At 72.0% G+C, this 18,249-nt stretch carries 14 protein-coding genes and 2 pseudogenes; 11 read left to right on the top strand and 5 right to left on the bottom strand.

The features are described 5' to 3' along the window. Positions 1–4: 4 nt before the first annotated feature. Both RGQ06_RS13345 and RGQ06_RS13350 read right to left on the bottom strand, forming a co-directional pair. On the bottom strand, positions 5–2,182 hold the full coding sequence (locus RGQ06_RS13345) for a cell wall-binding repeat-containing protein (protein ID WP_432428700.1): 2,178 nt from the start codon (positions 2,180–2,182) through the stop codon (positions 5–7). 121 nt (positions 2,183–2,303) lie between these two features. After that, on the bottom strand, positions 2,304–4,058 hold the full coding sequence (locus RGQ06_RS13350; protein WP_432428701.1) for an acetyl-CoA carboxylase biotin carboxylase subunit: 1,755 nt from the start codon (positions 4,056–4,058) through the stop codon (positions 2,304–2,306). Positions 4,059–4,087: 29 nt separating this feature from the next. On the opposite strand from RGQ06_RS13350, the gene RGQ06_RS13355 reads away from it, so the two are divergent. After that, the gene (locus tag RGQ06_RS13355; protein WP_432428702.1) at positions 4,088–4,939 is read left to right on the top strand and encodes a biotin--[acetyl-CoA-carboxylase] ligase; all 852 of its coding nucleotides are present in this window, start codon (positions 4,088–4,090) and stop codon (positions 4,937–4,939) included. Between the two features lie 6 nt (positions 4,940–4,945). Here RGQ06_RS13355 and RGQ06_RS13360 read toward each other — a convergent pair whose 3' ends face one another. Both RGQ06_RS13360 and RGQ06_RS13365 read right to left on the bottom strand, forming a co-directional pair. Further along, positions 4,946–5,218 (bottom strand): hypothetical protein, encoded by a 273-nt coding sequence (locus RGQ06_RS13360; RefSeq protein ID WP_432428703.1) that lies wholly within the window; start codon positions 5,216–5,218, stop codon positions 4,946–4,948. Continuing rightward, positions 5,215–6,054, bottom strand: a complete 840-nt coding sequence (locus tag RGQ06_RS13365) for an aminotransferase class IV (RefSeq protein ID WP_432428704.1) — start codon at positions 6,052–6,054, stop codon at positions 5,215–5,217. The genes RGQ06_RS13360 and RGQ06_RS13365 overlap by 4 nt, the downstream gene beginning before the upstream one ends. A gap of 209 nt (positions 6,055–6,263) precedes the next feature. On the opposite strand from RGQ06_RS13365, the gene RGQ06_RS13370 reads away from it, so the two are divergent. After that, positions 6,264–7,757 carry a DEAD/DEAH box helicase gene (locus RGQ06_RS13370; RefSeq protein ID WP_432428705.1) on the top strand — a complete coding sequence of 498 codons (1,494 nt, stop codon included), beginning with the start codon at positions 6,264–6,266 and terminating at the stop codon, positions 7,755–7,757. 159 nt (positions 7,758–7,916) lie between these two features. Here RGQ06_RS13370 and RGQ06_RS13375 read toward each other — a convergent pair whose 3' ends face one another. Further along, positions 7,917–8,942, bottom strand: coding sequence for an anthranilate synthase component I family protein (locus tag RGQ06_RS13375; RefSeq protein ID WP_432428706.1), 1,026 nt, complete (start codon positions 8,940–8,942; stop codon positions 7,917–7,919). 59 nt (positions 8,943–9,001) lie between these two features. Between RGQ06_RS13375 and RGQ06_RS13380 the strand changes: the two genes are divergently transcribed. The 9 genes and pseudogenes from RGQ06_RS13380 (at position 9,002) to RGQ06_RS13420 (ending at position 18,216) form a co-directional block, all read left to right on the top strand. Then, the gene (locus RGQ06_RS13380; RefSeq protein ID WP_432428707.1) at positions 9,002–10,450 is read left to right on the top strand and encodes an LCP family protein; all 1,449 of its coding nucleotides are present in this window, start codon (positions 9,002–9,004) and stop codon (positions 10,448–10,450) included. A 52-nt stretch (positions 10,451–10,502) separates the two neighbouring features. Further along, on the top strand, positions 10,503–11,420 hold the full coding sequence (locus RGQ06_RS13385) for a sugar nucleotidyltransferase (protein ID WP_432428708.1): 918 nt from the start codon (positions 10,503–10,505) through the stop codon (positions 11,418–11,420). Further along, positions 11,414–11,971, top strand: a complete 558-nt coding sequence (locus RGQ06_RS13390) for a dTDP-4-dehydrorhamnose 3,5-epimerase family protein (RefSeq protein WP_432428709.1) — start codon at positions 11,414–11,416, stop codon at positions 11,969–11,971. The genes RGQ06_RS13385 and RGQ06_RS13390 overlap by 7 nt, the downstream gene beginning before the upstream one ends. A gap of 10 nt (positions 11,972–11,981) precedes the next feature. After that, complete coding sequence (gene rfbB / locus RGQ06_RS13395; protein ID WP_432428710.1) at positions 11,982–12,947, top strand: dTDP-glucose 4,6-dehydratase; 966 nt, start codon at positions 11,982–11,984, stop codon at positions 12,945–12,947. After that, complete coding sequence (rfbD, locus tag RGQ06_RS13400; RefSeq protein ID WP_432430674.1) at positions 12,914–13,801, top strand: dTDP-4-dehydrorhamnose reductase; 888 nt, start codon at positions 12,914–12,916, stop codon at positions 13,799–13,801. Before rfbB ends, rfbD begins: the two co-directional genes overlap by 34 nt. A 20-nt stretch (positions 13,802–13,821) precedes the next feature. Continuing rightward, a complete protein-coding gene (locus tag RGQ06_RS13405; RefSeq protein ID WP_432428712.1) occupies positions 13,822–15,093 on the top strand; it encodes a UDP-glucose dehydrogenase family protein in 1,272 nt (423 codons plus the stop codon). Then, positions 15,094–16,992, top strand: a pseudogene (locus RGQ06_RS13410) (GDP-mannose 4,6-dehydratase); the annotation flags it as partial. It abuts the gene before it with no gap. A 6-nt stretch (positions 16,993–16,998) separates the two neighbouring features. After that, positions 16,999–17,412: pseudogene (locus tag RGQ06_RS13415) on the top strand (NAD-dependent epimerase/dehydratase family protein); the annotation flags it as partial. A 51-nt stretch (positions 17,413–17,463) separates the two neighbouring features. Continuing rightward, positions 17,464–18,216, top strand: a complete 753-nt coding sequence (locus RGQ06_RS13420) for a crotonase/enoyl-CoA hydratase family protein (RefSeq protein ID WP_432428713.1) — start codon at positions 17,464–17,466, stop codon at positions 18,214–18,216. The last annotated feature ends 33 nt before the right edge of the window (positions 18,217–18,249 follow it).

Genomic DNA, 18,249 nt, shown 5'->3' on the forward strand with positions numbered 1-18,249 from the left:
TCGTTCAGCCGAGGCTGCTGACCGAGGTCTCCACCGCAGCGGACAGCGTCGACGTGCCGCCGACCAGGACGACTTCGCGCAGCGCCGTGCGCGTGCCGAGCCACGCCAGCGGCTCCGGCGAACCGGCGAGGTCCACGCCGTCCACCAGCAGCAGCACCGCGCCGGCGTGCGCCGCCGCCGCACCGGCCGCGAGGGCGTCGGGGAAGGAGCGACCCGTGGCGAGCCAGACCTGGCCGTCGTCGGCACCCGCGGCCACCGCGAGATCGGCCAGCTTCGTCGAGGTGTCGTAGCGGGTGCTGCCCCAGACCCTGCGGACCGTGGCGAGCTCGGATGTGGCGGCGGCGACGGTGTCGGACACGGCGGCGGTGCCGCCGACGATGGTCACGGTCCGGGTGTCGAGCTCCAGCAGCGCGGTGGCGGTCTCGGCCGGCAGCGCGCCGGACGTGGTGAGCAGGATCGGGCGCTCCTGCAGGGCGGCGAGGCCCGAGACGGCGACCGCGTCGGGCCAGCCCCGAGCAGCAGAGGCGTTGGCGCCCTCGACCAGGTAGACGTCGGTGCCGCCCAGCTCGGCGGCGATCAGGCGGGCGGTGTCGAAGCGGTTGGTGCCGGCGATCCGCCGCACGCTGATGCCGAGCGAGCGGAGGTCGTCGGCGACGTCTGCGGACAGCGCGCCGGTTCCGCCGACCAGGACGGCCTCGTCGACCCCGAGGCGCTGGACCAGGTCGGCGACGTTCGGGGGCAGTTCTGCGGATGGGCTGAGGACCACCGGGGCGCCGAGCGAGGCGGCGAGCGGCGCGGCGGCGAGGGCGTCGGCGTAGGCGTCGCTGCGGCCGATGACGATCCGGTCGGTTCCGTCGGGGAATGCCCGGTCGGCGAGGGCCACCGAGGTGGCGACGCGGTCGGCGCCCGCCGCCCGCACGACGACGGGAGCGGCGTCCGGCTCCGGCTCGGACTCCGGGTCGCTCGTGTCCGTGCTCCCGGTGTCCGTTCCGGTGCCGGTGCCGGTGCCGGTGTCGGTGCTGGTGTCGGTGTCGGTCGTGGCGAGGCTCGCAGCCACGGCGGTGAGCATCCGATCGGCATCGATGCGGCCGTGGGCGACCCAGGAGCCGACGGGCACGGCCGTGGTGCGCACGGCGTCCTCGACCTGCGCACCGGTGGCGCCGAGGGCCAGACCGAGCGCGACGGCCCCCGCCACCAGCGGCGTCGCCGACGAGGTGCCGCAGAAGTCGCCGTAGCCGCTCGTGGCCTTCGGGATCGGCGCGCCGTTGCAGCCGGGTGCGGCCACGTCGACCCACGAGCCGTGGTTGGACCAGCTGTAGCGACTGTCCGTGGAGGTGCTCCCGGCGACGCCGATCACACCGGCGTGGGCCGCCGGGTAGTTCGGGGTGGTCGAGCCGGCGTTCCCCGCCGCGGCCACGACGACCACGTCCCGGGCACGGGCGTAGGCGACGGCGTCCTCGATCGCCCGGGAGCTGCTTGGCCCGCCCAGGCTCATGACGACGACGTCGGCGCCTCGATCCGTGGCCCACGCGATGCCCTGGGCGATGTCGTAGCTCGACCCCGAGCCGTCGGCGGCCAGCACCTTGACGGGGAGGATCCGGCACGTCCAGCACATCCCGGCGACGCCACCGTCGTTGGCGTCGGCGGCGGCGATCGCCGCCACCGCGGTGCCGTGGCGCTGATCGTTGTCGTCGGCGGGGTCCGAGTCGTCGTTGACGAGATCGATGCCGGACAGCAGCTTGCCGTCGAACTCCGGCCCGGGGTTCACCCCGGTGTCGAGGACGGCGACGACCACCGACGATGCGCCGGTGGTGACGTCCCAGGCCGCCGGAGCGGACACCTGGCGGGGCCCCCACTGGTTCGACCAGAAGGTGTCGGTCGGGGTGAGCATCGCGGCAACCGGCTGATCGGCCTCGACGAACCCGATCCCGGGGGCGGCGGCGAGCGCGGCGCGGGCGGCGCCGGCGCGGCGGCCGGGCACCTCCACGCGGACCGCGTCGATGCCGGCGGCGACGTCGGTGACCTCGACGCCCGCGGCGGCGAGCGCGGCCTGGGCTCCCGGGCCCTCGAGCCCGACGATGAGGGTCTCCGTCGAGGGGTCAGCCGATGCCGGCGCGGCCTGGGACGCGACGAGACCGATGGTGCAGGTCAGTGCGGCGAGCAGCCTGGCGATGCGTCCCATGCTCTCCTCATCGGCATGCCGGGCGGCGTGCTTGACGGGAGATGGTGTCTCAGAATCGGCGCGAGCGGCTCACGCCACAAGGGGACCGTCAGGCGGGTCGCCTCGCCCGGCGGCTCAGCTCCTACTCGATGACGATGATCACGTCACCGGAGCCGACGGAGGCGCCCTCTTCGACGTTGATCTCCGTGATGGTGCCGGCCTTGTCGGCGGCGATGTTGTTCTCCATCTTCATGGCCTCGAGCACGCAGAGGACCTGGCCCTCGGTGACCTCGTCGCCGACGGCGACGTTGACCTTGACGACGGTGCCCTGCATCGGCACGGCGATGCGGCCGGACCCGGCGGTGGGTGCGGCGCCGCTGGTGCCCTTCGAGCGCTTGCGGGCCTTGGGCAGGCCCTTGCCGCCGCCGGCCGCCGCCACGGCGATCTGGTCGGCGGGCACGAACAGCTTCACGGCGAAGCGCTTGCCGTTGACCTCGACGTCGACGCTGCGCTCGACCTTCTCGACCTCGTCGTCGCCAGCGGGCGCCGGGGTACCGCGGACACCGGTGAGGTCGAGGGTGTCCTCCACCCACTTGGTGGAGTGCTCGCCGGCCTTGAAGTCGTCGTGGGCGAGGATCGCCTCGGCCGCGGGGATGGTCGTGGGCGGGCCGTCGAGGACGAACTCGTCGAGGCAGCGCAGCATGCGGGCGATCGCGGTGTCGCGGTCGTGGGCCCACACCACGAGCTTGCCGATGAGGTTGTCGTAGTACTGGCTGACCTCGTCACCGGAGTCGTAGCCGCCGTCCCAGCGCACGCCGTTGCCCTGCGGCGGGACCAGCGTGGCGATGGGGCCGGGGGAGGGGAGGAACTTGCCCTCGGCCGGGTCCTCGGCGTTGACGCGCACCTCGATGGAGTGACCGCGCAGCGAGATGTCGGCCTGGGAGAACGAGAGGGGCTCGCCGGAGGCGACGCGCAGCTGCTCGGCGACCAGATCGATGCCCGAGACCATCTCGGTGACGGGGTGCTCGACCTGGAGGCGGGTGTTCATCTCGAGGAAGTAGAACTCGCCTTCCTGGTACAGGAACTCGACGGTGCCGGCGTTGACGTAGCCGCACGCCTCGGCGACCTGCACCGCGGCTTGGCCCATGGCCTGGCGGATCTCGTCGGGGAAGTTCGGGGCGGGGGACTCCTCGACCAGCTTCTGGTGGCGGCGCTGGGCCGAGCAGTCGCGCTCGCCGATCCAGACGGTGTTGCCGTGGGTGTCGGCGATGACCTGCATCTCGACGTGGCGCGGCCAGGTCAGGTAGCGCTCGACGTAGCACTCGTCGCGGCCGAAGCCCTTCAGCGCCTCGGACTGGGCCGACTCGAGCGCGGCGTGGGCTTCGTCGGCGGCGTGGACGACGCGCATGCCGCGGCCACCGCCGCCGTAGGCGGCCTTGATGGCGACCGGCCAGCCGAACTCCTCGCCGAAGGCCACGACCTCGTCGCCCGAGCTGAGGAACTCCGTGGTGCCGGGCACGCCCTGGACACCGGCCTCCTGGGCCGCGATGCGGCTCGAGACCTTGTCGCCCATGACCTCGATGGCCTCGGGCGGCGGGCCGATGAAGGTGACGCCCATCTCGGTGATGGCACGGGCGAAGTCGGTGTTCTCCGAGAAGAAGCCGTAGCCGGGGTGCACCGCCTCGGCGCCCGACTGCCGGATGACGTCGAGGATCGCCTCGGTGTTGAGGTAGGACTCGGCGGCCGTCGTGCCGCCGAGGGCGTAGGCCTCATCGGCCAGGCGGACGTGCAGCGAGTCACGATCCAGGTCGGAGTAGACGGCCACGGACGTGACGCCGAGCTCCTTGCACGCCCGGATGACCCGGACGGCGATCTCGCCACGGTTTGCGATCAGCACCTTGGAAAACACTCCGTAGTGTTATCGCGGTGAAGGGTGACGACGCCATCCGCGGCCCCGGGCGCCTGTCCCGCTCCCGGTTCACCGACGTGCGACACGTCAAGGAGACCGGTTCGACCAACACCGACGTGATGGAGCTGGCCCGCCAGGGCGAGCCCGAGGGCGTCGTCCTCGTCGCCGACCACCAGACCGCCGGTCGGGGTCGGGCCGGGCGCACGTGGACCGCGCCGCCCGGAGCGTCGCTGCTGTGCACGATCCTGCTGCGCCCGCCGGCGCCGGTGGCGCCGCTGACCACGTTCGCCCTCGCGGTCGCGGCCTCGGAGGCGGTCGAGCAGCTCGCCGGCTTCGCGCCGGCACTCAAGTGGCCGAACGACCTCGTCGTCGAGGACCTCGACGACGAGGGCGCCGTGCGCACGCGCAAGCTGGCGGGGATCCTGGCCGAGGCGGAGTGGTCCCCCGGCTCCCGCGTCGCCGCCGGCTACCGGCCGCCGGCGCCCCACGAGCGGGCCACGGTCGCCGCCGGCATCGGGCTCAACGTGGCCTGGCCCGACGAGGTGCCCGACGACCTGGCCGACGTCGTCGTGGCCATCAACCACGTCAGCGATGCCCGCCCCACCCGCGACGAGGTCCTCGACGCGCTGCTCGAACGGCTCGACGTCCACTACGGCCACCTGGTGGGTGGTGGGGTCGAGCAGGTGCTCGACGACTGGCGGGTCCGCTCCGCCACCCTCGGCCGCCGGGTCCGCATCGACCTCGGCGCCGACGACCTGATCGGCACCGCGGTCGACGTGACCGCGGACGGCCACCTCGTGGTCGAGCCGCTCGAAGGTGGCCGGCGCACGATCGCCGTCGGCGACGTGGTGCACCTGCGGCCCGCCTGAACGACCTCAGACGAGCAGCTCCACGCCCTGGTCGTCGTGCCAGATGCCGAGCTCGAGCCCCTCGTCGGCGGCCAGGCGGGCAACGGCGTCGAGCACCCGTCCCTCGAGCCGGCGGTCGGTGCCCTCGAGCAGCTCGGCGGCCGAGCCGAGCCACTCCGGCGCCGTGCCTGGCAGGTGGTCGAACCGGCAGGTCCCCTCGGCGTCGCCGGCGCGCCACCGCACCACGAGGTGGTCGCCGGCCCGCTCCACCGACGCGGCGACGGGCTGACCTCGGCTCACGGGTCGATGTCCTTGGCGACCAGGTCGGCGAAGGCCTGGGCGACGTCCCGGGTGATCGGACCCGGTGCGTCGAGCACGTGGTCGTCGACGCGGTGCTGGCCCTGGACGTCGCGGGTGGAGGAGGTGAGGAAGACCTCGTCGGCCTCGGCGAGCACCGCCATCGGCAGGTCGTCCTGGGCGACGTCGGTCAGCTCGCACACCAGCTCGCGGGTGACCCCGGCCAGGCAACCGGAGGAGAGCGGCGGGGTGGACAGCCGTCCGCCGAGCACGACGAACACGTTGGACCCGGTGCCCTCGCACAGCTGGCCGGCGGTGTTGGCGAAGAGGGCCTCCGACGCCCCGGACTCCTTGGCCCTGGCGAGCGCGACCACGTTCTCTGCGTAGGACGTGGTCTTCAGCCCGGCGACGGCGGAGCGCTCGTTGCGGACCCAGGGCACGGTGACGGCCTCACCGGTCTCGGGCCAGGCGTCGATCGCCGATCCGGCCACGAAGACCGTGAGCGGCTCACCGGAGCGGGCCGAGCCGAGGGGTCCGGGCCCGCCGGTGACCGTGAGGCGCACGCGGCCTGCGCCCTCGATGTGGCCGGCGACCGCGTGCATTGCGTCCCGGAGCTCGTCGTCGGAGCGGTGCAGCTCGAGGCCGAGGCCGTCGAGGCTGCGGCGCAGGCGGCGCAGGTGCCGGGTGACGGCGAAGGGGACCCACCGGGTGCCGCCGGGCTCGGGGGCGGTGCGCAGGGTCTCGAACACGCCGTCGCCCACGGTGATCCCGTGGTCCGACACCGGGACCCGGGCGTCGTCGGGGGCGAGCAGGTGGCCGTCGAGCCAGACCGGGAGCACGGCGGCACGCTACCGGGATCGTCGGTTCCGGCCCGCCAGCGGGTATCGTCACTGCACCGCGCCGGGTCGAGCTCGCTCCCCGGACCACCTGCTCTTCGGAGCAGACCCACGCGGGAGGGCCACGAAGGGCCCGACGCTCCTCGACCTGACTGCTGTTCGGCACCACACCGTCGAGTGCGCCATCCAGCAACCCTGATCGAGAGAAACCTGTGCAATCCGGAACCCCCGCCCCGTCCTTCGCGGACCTGGGCGTCCCCCAGCGGCTCGTCGACGTGCTCGACGCCCGTGGCTTCACCAGCGCCTTCGAGGTGCAGGCCGCCACCATCCCCGACGCCCTCGCCGGCCGCGACCTCTGCGGCCGCGCCCCCACCGGCTCGGGCAAGACCATCGCCTTCGGCATCCCGACCCTGGTCAACACGGCCAAGGCCCGGCCCGGGCACCCCAGCGCCCTGATCCTGTCGCCGACCCGCGAGCTGGCCGACCAGATCAAGGACGAGCTCGCCCCGCTCGCCAAGGCGACCGACCGCACCGTGACCGCCGTGTACGGCGGCGTCGGCTACGGCCCCCAGAACCAGGCCATCCGCCGCGGCGTCGACGTCCTCGTCGCCTGCCCTGGCCGCCTCGAGGACCTCATCAGCAGCGGCAGCGTGAGCCTCGCCGAGGTGGGTGTCGTCGTCGTCGACGAGGCCGACCGCATGGCCGACATGGGGTTCCTCCCGGCCGTCAAGCGCCTGCTCGACCGCACCAAGAGCGACCGCCAGACGCTGCTGTTCTCGGCGACGCTCGACGGCGACATCGCCGAGCTCACCCGCCGCTACCAGCACGACCCCGTCCGCCACGAGGTCGGCGAGGTCGAGCCGGACATGACCGCCATGGCCCACCACTTCTGGTCCATCGACCACGAGAAGCGCGTCGACCACACGCGCGACGCCGTCGTCGCCGCCGGGCCGACCATCGTGTTCACCCGCACCCGCCACGGCGCCGACCGCCTGTGCAAGCAGCTCGGCAAGGCCGGCGTGGAGGCTGCGGCCATCCACGGCGGACGCAACCAGAACCAGCGCACCCGTGCGCTCGAGGCGTTCACCAAGGGCCACGTGCAGGCGCTCATCGCCACCGACGTCGCCGCCCGCGGCATCCACGTCGACGGTGTGGCCTGCGTCGTGCACTTCGACCCGCCCGAGGACGACAAGACCTACCTGCACCGCTCCGGTCGCACGGCTCGCGCCGGCGCTCAGGGCGTCGTGGTGTCCTTCGTGCGGGACAACAACCGCAAGGACGTCAAGACCCTCCAGCGCGACCTCGGCCTGGCCCAGGTCGTGACCACGCCGGACGCCACGCTCCTCGGCGACGGTTCCCGTCACCGCGAGGCCACGTCCCGCCAGAAGGCCCAGCCGGCCGCCAAGGCCCAGCAGTCCGCCCCGCCCAAGGGCGGCGGCGGCAACGGCGGTCGCAACCGCCAGCGGACCCGCACCCGCGACGGTGAGGACCGCGCCGCAGGCAAGAGCGCGCGACGCGACGACCGTCCGGCCCGCGACGGTGGCACGCCCCGCACCCGGACCAAGCCGGCCGAGCGCCGCGGGGCCGACGGCGTGGTCGACGTCGACCCCCGCCCCCGCAAGCAGCGCCAGTCCACCGACGGGCGCACCAACCCGCCGGCGAAGGTGCACCGCAAGGGTGGCGGCGTGAAAGCTCGGCGCGGATAGTCAAGTCCCGCTGCGACTCGGTCTGGCGGCTTCGCCGCCGTAGGGCGCCGTGCCCACGGGTCGCCTCGCCTGTCGGCTCGGCTCCTGGGCGCCAGGCCATCGAGGCGTCCCGCACCCGCTGATCGCTCCGGCGGTCATGCACCGCTCCGGCGGTCGCCTTCAGCCGGAGGCGACCGCCAGCAGCGTCCGGGCCTTGAGCTCGGTCTCGGCCCATTCGCCGGCCGGATCGCTGTCGTGGGTGATCCCACCCCCGGTGCCGAACCGCAGCGTCGGACCGCGCTCGCCGTCCGGGTCGATCCAGAACGTCCGGATCGCCACGTTGAGCTCGCCGATCCCCCGATCGGCGTCCACCCACCCGACCCCGCCGCAGTAGACGCCGCGTGGCACGGGCTCCAGCTGGCGGATGACCTCCATCGCCGCCAGCTTCGGCGCGCCCGTGATGGAGCCGGGAGGGAAGGTGGCGTCGAGCAGGCCGGGCCAGCCGACGCCGTCGGCCAGCTCCCCGGCGACGGTCGAAACGAGGTGCACGAGCCCGGGGTGGTGTTCCACGGCCAGCAGCGCCGGGACGCAGACCGAGCCGTAGTCGCAGACCCGTCCGAGGTCGTTGCGGACCAGGTCCACGATCATCACGTTCTCGGCCCGGTCCTTGGCGAGGAAGGCATCGGGGGTCGCTGCCGTCCCCTTGATCGGGGAGGACCACACGAGGCGTCCCTCGCGGCGCAGGTAGCGCTCCGGCGATGCGGAGGCGACGTGGATGCCGGCGGCAGGCACGCGGACGACGGCGGCGTAGGGCGCGGGGTTGCCGACGGCGAGCGCCGCACCGAGGGCAGCGACGTCGGCGTCGGGCGGGGCCGGCGCGGCCAGCTGCCGGGTGAGGTTGACCTGGTAGACGTCGCCGGCCTCGATGGCGGCGCGGATGGCGCGCACGCCCGCCTCGAAGGCCGCTCGGTCGAGCGAGCTGGACCACGCGCCCCGCTCCGGGCCGACCCAGCGCGGTCCGCGCCACGGGCGGGCGGGGCGCACCGTGGCGAAGCGGGCGAAGGTCGGCGGGGCGTCGTAGGGGACGACCACGGCCCAGAAGCCCTCGCCCTCCAGGCACGCGGGATCGTCGGTGACGTCGGTGAGGTCGGTGCACAGCCGTTCGCCGACCACGGCGAGCGGCGGCTGGTCGGCGAGCCGGGCCACGGCCGGAGGCTAGAGGGGCGGGCGCGGCTGCTCCCCGGCCGCTCGGTAGCGTGGGTCCGATGTCCGGCACGGAGACACGTCGGGCGAGGCGCAGCGTGCTCCAGAAGCTGGTGATCATCACGAACGTGCTCGCGATGGTCGGCTTCCTGTTCGCGGCGGGCTCGCTCGCCTACGGGTACGAGAAGTACGGGCAGATCCCGCGCGTCGAGATCGGCGAGACCCTGAGCGTCAGCGAGGACGACGACGGCCGCGAGGTCATCGCCGAGAACTTCCTCATCGTCGGCGTCGACTCCGCCGCCGGCTTGGACCCCGACGATCCCGTGGCGTCCAGCCGCACCGACGTCGCCGGCCTGCGCTCGGACACGATGATGATCCTGCGGGTCGACCCGACCTCCACCCGGGCCGCGCTCCTGTCGCTGCCCCGCGACCTGTGGGTGCCGATCCCCGGCCACGGCAACGGCCGCATCAACGAGGCGATCGAGCTGGGCGGCCCCGAGCTGCTCGTGGAGACGATCCAGGCCTACCTCGGCATCCCGGTGAACCACTACGCGCAGGTGGACTTCCACGGCTTCGGTCGCCTGGTCAACGCCATCGACGGGGTGGAGATCTGGTTCCCGAACCCGGTGCGCGACCAGCGCAGCGGCCTCGACGTGCCCGAGCCCGGGTGCATCACCCTCGACGCCCGCAACGCGCTCGGCTTCGTGCGCAGCCGCGCCTACCAGGAGTACATCGACGGCCGCTGGCGCACCGACCCCACCGGCGACCTCGGCCGCATCCGACGCCAGCAGCAGTTCATCATCGCCGCCCTCGAGCGCGCCGTGGACCGAGGGGTGCGCAACCCGGTGACGCTCGACGAGCTGATCGACAGCACCCTCGACGCCGTCACCATCGACGACACCCTCGACGGCGCCGACCTGCTCGCCCTCGGGCGGGAGTTCCGCCGCTTCGACCCCGCCTCCCTCGACGTGTACCAGCTGCCCGTGGTCGACGACTCCGTCGGGGGTGCCGCGGTGCTGCGCCTGGTCACCCAGGACGCCGAGCAGGTGCTGGACATCTTCCGCAGCTCCGACCCGACCCAGCTCGGCGAGGAGTCGGTCCGGGTCCGCGTGCTGAACGGCACGGGTGAGCCGGGTCAGGCGTCGAGCGCGTCCAGCGAGCTGCGAAGCGCCGGATTCGCACTCGGCGGCACCGGCGACGCGGCTCGACTGGGCGTCGAGCGCACCGAGATCCGCCACCCGGCCGGCAGCGAGGCCGCCGCCGACCTGGTCCGTCGCTGGCTGGCCGCCGACGCCGAGCTCGTCGTGGACGACGCGGTCGATGACATCACGGTCGTGACCGGCACCGACTGGCAGGGCCTGCGGGCCGAGCCGCTGCCGGCGCCGGAGCCCTCGGAGGAGACGGTGACGACGCTGCCCGCGCCGACCACCACCATCGACGACGAGACCACCACGACGACGGCGCTCGGCACGGTGTCGGGGACGATCCCCGACGACGTCGTGTGCGGCTGACGCCGGCGGCCACGGATGGCGCCGCGGCGCGCGTCTGCCAGGATCGGCGGTCATGAAGGGCATCGTCCTCGCTGGTGGGCGGGCAACGCGGCTGGGGCCGGCGAGCAGAGCGACCTCGAAGCAGCTCATGCACGTCTACGACAAGCCGCTCGTCTACTACCCGATCTCCACGCTGCTGCACGCGCGGATCAACGAGATCCTCGTGATCTCGACGCCCGAGCAGATCCCGGCGTTCGAGGCGCTGCTCGGAGACGGGTCGCAGTGGGGCTGCTCGTTCTCCTACGCGGTGCAGGCCCAGCCGCGGGGGCTCGCCGATGCCTTCATCGTCGGTGAGGACTTCATCGACGGCGACGACGTGGCCCTGATCCTGGGCGACAACATCTTCTACGGCGTGGGCCTGGGGGAGCAGCTGCAGCGCTTCACCACGCCGCGGGGTGCGGTCGTGTTCGGCCTGTGGGTCCCGGACCCGGAGCGCTACGGCGTGCTCGACCTGGCGCCCGATGGTTCGGTGCGGGGGATCCTGGAGAAGCCGGCGGAGCCGCCGTCGCCGTACATGGTGCCGGGGCTCTACTTCTACGACGGCTCGGTGGTGGAGGTGGCCAAGGGGATCAAGCCGAGCGAGCGGGGCGAGATCGAGATCACCGACGTGAACAACCACTACCTGGGCCAGGGTGCTCTGGAGGTGTGCCGGCTGCCGTTCGCGACGGACTGGTTCGACGTCGGCACCTTCGACGCGATGCTCGACGCCCAGACGTGGGTGGCCGGTCTGCAGCGTCGCAAGGGGCTCCTGATCGGCTCGCCCGAGGCGGCCGCGTACCGGGAGGGCTTCATCGGTGCCGAGGAGCTGGCTGCGCTGGCCGAGGCCGAGGTCCACGGCGGCGACCTGGCCAAGAGCGGCTACGGCGAGTCGCTGCTGCGGGTCCTGAGCTTCGAGGAGGCCGACGAGGTCGGCGAGGGTCCGGCATGGTGACGGTGGTGGACCTGTCGACCGAGACGACCGGCATCGACGGGCTGGTCGTGGTGACGATGAAGCAGGTCACCGACGAGCGGGGCACGATCCGCGAGTTCTACCGGGAGTCCGCGTTCGTCGATGCCGGCCTGCCGTCGCTCGGGCCGTGGGTGCAGGTGAACGTCACCGAGACCGTCCGGGGCGCGGTCCGGGGCATGCACGGCGAAGCCATGACCAAGCTGGTGTCCGTCGCGTCGGGGCGGGCGCACGGCGCCTACGTCGACGTCCGTCCCGGTTCGGCCACGTTCGGCGCGGTGGTGCAGGTCGACCTGGTCCCCGGCGTGCAGGTGCTGGTGCCGCCCGGGGTGTGCAACGGCTTCCAGGCGCTGGAGGACGGCACCCAGTTCCTGTACTGCTTCGACGTGGAGTGGCAGCCCGACATGGCCGGCGTGGCCTGCACGCCGCTGGACCCGGCGCTCGGCATCGACTGGCCCATCGCCGTGGACCCCGACGACCAGGCGCAGGTGTCGGCCAAGGACCGCAGCGCGCCCCGCCTGGCCGAGCTTCCGTAGCCTCATCGTCGTGCGACTCCTCGTGACCGGCGGTGCCGGGTTCATCGGTTCGAACTACGTGCGCTGGGTGCTGGCCAACACCGACGACGAGATCGTCGTCTACGACGCCCTCACCTACGCCGGGAACCTGTCGACCCTCAAGGACGTCGACGACGACCCCCGCTACTCCTTCGTGCACGCCGACATCTGCGATCCCGGCCCCCTCGAGGACGCCATGCGGGGCTGCGACGCGGTGGTGCACTTCGCCGCCGAGAGCCACGTCGACCGCTCCATCGAGGGCAGCGACGACTTCGTCATCACCAACTGCTTCGGCACCAACGTCGTCATGGACACCGCCCGCCGCCTGGAGGTCGACCGGGTCGTGCACATCGGCACCGACGAGGTCTACGGATCGGTCGAGACCGGATCCTCCAGGGAGGGCGACCCCCTCGAGCCCCGCTCGCCCTACAGCGCCTCCAAGGCCGGCTCGGACCTGCTCGCCCTCAGCTACCACGCCACCCACGGCCTCGACGTGCGGGTCACCCGCTGCACCAACAACTTCGGGCCCTACCAGTACCCGGAGAAGGCGATCCCGCTGTTCACCACCAACCTGCTCGAGGACCGCCCGATCCCGCTCTACGGCGACGGCCTCAACGAGCGGGACTGGATCTACGTCGACGACCACTGCGCCGGCGTCCACCTCGTCCTCACCGACGGCACGCCCGGTGAGATCTACAACATCGGCGCCGGCAACGAGACCCCCAACCGGGTGCTGGTGGACAAGCTGCTCGCCCTCACCGGCAAGGACGAATCCCTCGTCACCTACGTCGAGGACCGCCTCGGCCACGACCGCCGCTACTCCGTCGACATCACCAAGATCACCGAGCTCGGCTGGACCCGCCGGCGCACCCTCGACGAGGCCCTCGAAGCCACCGTCGCCTGGTACCGGGACAACCAGTGGTGGTGGAAGCCCCTGCGGGACGGGACCGCACCCTGATGCGGGTGCTCGTCGCCGGCGCCGTCGGCCAGCTCGGCACCGACCTCGTCCGGCGCTGCGAGGAGGCGGGCGACGACGTCGTCGCCGCCGATCGCTCCACCCTCGACGTCGGCGACCGCGCCGCGGTCGATGCCGCCGTGCTCGACGGTGGCTTCGACGTCGTCTTCAACGCTGCCGCCTGGACCGCCGTCGACGCCTGCGAGGCCGACCCCGAGCGCGCCCACCGGGACAACGCGCTGGCGTGCCGCTGGCTGGCCGATGCGTGCCGTCGTTCCGGCGCCCACCTCGTCCACGTCTCCACCGACTACGTGTTCGACGGGACCAAGGACGTGCCGTACCACGAGTGGGACCGCCCGAACCCGCAGTCGGTCTACGGCGCCTCCAAGTGGTCCGGCGAGCACGAGATCGCCGTGCACGCCGGCGGTGGCGCGGCGGTCGTGCGCACGTCCTGGATCTTCGGTGCGCACGGTCCGAACATGGTGGCCACGGTGCTCGGTCTCCGGGACCGGGACGAGCTCGCCTTCGTCGACGACCAGCGCGGGTGCCCGACCGCCACGGCCGACCTGGCAGGCATGCTGCGGACCCTCGCCGTCGAACGGGTCCCGGGGCTCTTCCACGTCACCAACGCCGGCGCAGTGTCGTGGTACGAGTTCGTGCGCGACGTGCTCGAGGCCGCAGGCGAGGACCCGGACAAGGTCCGCCCGATCCGCACCGCCGACCTCGACCCGCCCCGGCCGGCACCACGCCCCGCGAACTCGGTGCTCGACAACCGGGCGCTGCGCCTCTCGGGCCTCCCACCGCTGCGCCACTACCGTGAGCCGCTGCAGCAGGTCGTGGACGCCCTGCTGGGCTGATCGTCGGCGGAGGAGCGGACATGAGCAGGATCGCGATCATCGGCACCGGCTACGTCGGCCTGACAACGGGGGCGTGCTTCAGCGCCCTGGGCCACGACGTGGTGTGCGCCGACATCGACGCGGCCAAGGTCGAGCGGCTGAAGCAGGGCGACATCCCGATCCTGGAGGCCGGCCTCGACGAGATCGTGCGCGAGGGCCTGGAGTCGGGTCGGCTCACCTTCGTCCTCGGCGCCGCCACCGCGGCGGCCGACTGCGAGTTCGCCTACCTGTGCGTCCCGACCCCCCAGGGCGAGGACGGCTCCGCAGACCTGTCCTACATCGAGCAGGCGGCGCGCGAGATCGCCCCGGTGCTGCCGTCGGAGTCTGTCGTGGTCAACAAGTCGACGGTGCCGGTCGGCTCCACCCGCGTCGTGGAGCGGGCCCTCGGCCGCGACGACGTCGCCGTGGTCTCGAACCCCGAGTTCCTCCGCGAGGGCTCGGCCGTCCACGACTTCATGAACCCGGACCGCATCGTCATCGGCGCGGACGACCAGTCCGCCGCCATCAAGGTCGCGTCCCTCTACCTCGGCGTGGCCGCCCCGCTCATCGTCACCGACCCCGCCTCGGCCGAGACCATCAAGTACGCCGCCAACTCGTTCCTGGCCACGAAGATCTCCTTCATCAACGCCGTCGCCGCGATCTGCGAGGCGGTGGGCGCCGACATCAACGACGTCGCCCTGGGCATCGGCTACGACAAGCGCATCGGCTCGGAGTTCCTGAAGCCGGGACCGGGCTTTGGCGGAAGTTGTTTTCCAAAAGACACGCGGGCGATGGTCAAGATCGCCGAGGAGGGCGGTTACGACTTCCACCTCCTGAAGGGCGTCATCCAGGTCAACGACGAGCAGTACGACCGCACCGCCGAGAAGGCGATCGAGCTCATGGACGGCGACGTCGACGGCAAGCAGGTCGCGGCGTGGGGCCTCACGTTCAAGGCCCGCACGGATGACCTGCGCGAGTCGCCGTCGCTGGAGGTGCTCGGCCGGCTGGCCGCTCGCGGCGCGAAGGTCCGGGCCTACGACCCGGCGGTCTCCCACCAGCTCGACGGCATCGAGGTGGTCGCCGATCCCTACGACGCCTGCGATGGCGCCGACGTGCTGCTGGTGCTCACCGAGTGGGACGAGTTCAAGTGGCTCGACCTGGGCGAGGTGAAGGCCCGCATGGCCACGCCCGCAGTGGTGGACGCCCGCAACCTGCTCGACCGCTCCGCCCTCATCCGCCGCGGGTTCACCTTCCGCGGCATCGGGCGGCGCTGAGTGGCCCGCATCGTCGTCACGGGCGGCGCCGGCTTCCTCGGCTCCCACATCTGCGACCGGCTGCTGGCGCGCGGTGACGAGGTCGTCGTCCTCGACAACCTCATCACCGGCAGCGTCGCCAACATCGAGCACCTCTTCGGCACCCCGGGGTTCACCTTCGTCGAGCACGACGTCTCGAAGTTCATCTGGGTCCCGGGAGCGGTGGACGCGGTGCTGCACTTCGCCTCGCCGGCGTCGCCGAAGGACTACCTGGAGATGCCGATCCAGACCCTGAAGGTCGGGTCCCTCGGCACGCACAACGGCCTGGGCCTGGCCAAGGAGAAGGGCGCCACGTTCTTCCTCGCCTCCACCTCCGAGGTCTACGGCGACCCCCAGGTCCACCCCCAGACCGAGGAGTACTGGGGGCACGTGAACCCGGTCGGGCCCCGTGGCGTCTACGACGAGGCCAAGCGCTTCGCCGAGGCGATCACGATGGCGTACCACTCCCACCACGGGCTCGACGTGCGGATCGTGCGCATCTTCAACTCGGTGTTGGGTGATGAGCAGGTCCTCTTCGACGACGGCGAGGTCCTCCATCGCTGCCGAGCAGATGAAGTGGCCGCGCGGCTCGACGGCGCTGTCGACCTCGAGGGCTGGAGTGTCCCCGCGTTCGGTGGCGATGGCAGGGTCAGATCATCGGAGGCATCGGCCTTCGTCGGTCACCCGACGGAGGCGCCGTGCTTCGAGGTCCGAACGCAATATGGCCGATCGCTCCGGGTCACCGGTGATCACAGCTTGTTCGTCCGGGGAGCCGACGGGGCACCTGTTGCGAAGCCGGTCTGTGACCTGACGCTCGATGACCGGGTAGCGGTTGCCAGGCGCATCGAGGTACCTGAGCGCGATCGGTCGTTCGTGCGCATGACAGACGTCTGGGACGCCGCTGGCGGCGACGCCTGGCAGCTGCTGGTCCGGGCGGAGGGCCTCGGGGAGGTGGCGTGGAAGCGCCGTCGAGAGCTCTTCGACCTCCTGGAGGCCCGCCGGAGGCCAGAGTCACCCGTGTGGAGGTCGATCCTGTGGGGTGAGATCGCTCGGCACCGAGACCGCGACCAGCTGCCGTTGGCCGCGCTGCGGTTGCTGGGTCTCGACGTCCCCGTTGGGGCTCGGGTCCGGCGGCGGACGAGCGGAAGGTCCCACGAGCTTCCGGAGCTCGTCCACCTCGATGACGAGCTGCTGTGGGCCATGGGCCTGTGGATCGCCGAGGGCACGTGGGTCGAAGACCCTCCGAAGACCAACTGCGTCATCTGGTCGTGCGAGGACCACCTGCTCGATCGCGTCGAGAAGGTCCTCGACCGACAGCTGGGGCTCCCGGTCACCAGGACGCACGGTTCCTCGAAGCGATCTGCGGCTCTCCGCGTCAATGCATCGCTGCTCCTCACGCTGTTCCGTCACCTCGGGTTCGGGCCCGGTCCGCGGACGATCCCGGGCTGGATCCTGGGCCTTCCGCTCGAACGGCTCGGGCATGTCATCGAGGGCTACCGAGAAGGCGACGGCGTGCATTCGGGCGCGAAGTACGAAGAAGCGGTTCGCCACGAGTTCTCCACGACCAGCGTTGCCCTGAAGGACGATCTGGTCGTCGCTCTCGCACGATTCGGCATCTGCCCCTCGGTCGGCCGCTACGAAACGACCAACCGTGCGGTGAGCGGCGACCGCCGCTTCCCGTTCTGGCGCATCACCGTCCCGCGAGTCGAGCCATGGAGCCCGTTGGAGTGGCATCGCGGCGTCCGCCAGACGATGCAGTGCCCGAGTGATGGAGACCTGGTCTGGGCTGCGGTGCGTTCGATCGAACCGGTCGAGGCCACACCGCTCGTCTACGACTTCTGCGTGCCCGGCAGAGAGAACTTCTGGGCGGGTGGCGGCGTCATGGCGCACAACACCTACGGCCCCCGGATGCGGCCCAAGGACGGGCGGGTGGTCTCCAACTTCATCATGCAGGCGCTGCAGGGCGTGCCGATCACGATCTACGGCGACGGCAGCCAGAGCCGGTCGTTCTGCTACGTCGACGACGAGGTCGCCGGGTTCCTCGCCCTGCTCGACTCCGATCAGATCGGGCCCATCAACATCGGCAACCCGGGTGAGTTCACGATGGTGGAGCTGGCCGAGCTCGTGCTCGAGCTCACCGGGTCGTCGTCGGAGATCGTCCACGAGCCGCTCCCCGAGGACGACCCGACCCAGCGCAAGCCCGACATCACCAAGGCGCGCGAGCTCCTGGGCTGGGAACCCGAGGTCGACCTGCGGGAGGGCCTGCAGCGCACGATCGAGCACTTCGCCCGACTCGTGTAGCGGCGCGTACCTTGGCAACGTCCGTTGCCGACTCCTGAAGGAGCACCCCACGTGTCCGATGTCCTGCTGACCGAGCGCCGAGGCCGGGTCCTGGTCATGACCCTGAACCGCCCCGACCAGCGCAACGCGCTCAACGCCGAGCTGGCCGACGCCCTGAAGGCGTCGCTCGAGGAGCTCGACGCCGACGGCGAGCTCACGGCCGGTGTGCTCACCGCCAACGGCAAGAACTTCTGCGCCGGCATGGACCTCAAGGAGTTCGCCACCAAGGGCCCGCCCGCCTCGATGGGCGCCATCTACAACCAGCCGTGGCAGAAGCCCCTCATCGGTGGCGTCCACGGCCCCGTGCTGGCCGGCGGCCTCGAGCTCGCCCTGGTGTGCGACCTGCTGGTCGCGGCCGAGGGCTCCAGCTTCGGCGTGCCCGAGGTCAAGCGCGGCCTGCTGGCCGCCGGCGGCGCCCTCGTGCGCCTGCCCAGCCGCCTGCCCTACGCCGTCGCCATGGAGATGTCGCTCACCGGTGATCCGATCAGCGCCGAGGAGGCCAAGCACTACGGCCTGGTCAGCAAGGTCGTGCCCCAGGACCAGGTGCTCGACGAGGCCATCGCGCTGGCCGAGCGGATCGCGGCCAACGCGCCCCTGTCCATCGCCGCCTCCAAGCAGATGATCCGCAACTCCGCCGGTCGCACCGAGGAGGAGGGCTGGGCCGAGCAGGGTCCCCTCGCCGGCAAGATCTTCTCCTCGAAGGACTCCATCGAGGGTTCGATCGCCTTCGCCGAGAAGCGCCAGCCCAACTGGTCCGGCGAGTAGCACCACCGCTGCTGTTCCGTGGTCGCTGCCAGA

Origin of the sequence: Salinilacustrithrix flava (assembly GCF_041228405.1) — a bacterium.
GTDB classification, from domain to species: domain Bacteria; phylum Actinomycetota; class Acidimicrobiia; order Acidimicrobiales; family Salinilacustritrichaceae; genus Salinilacustrithrix; species Salinilacustrithrix flava.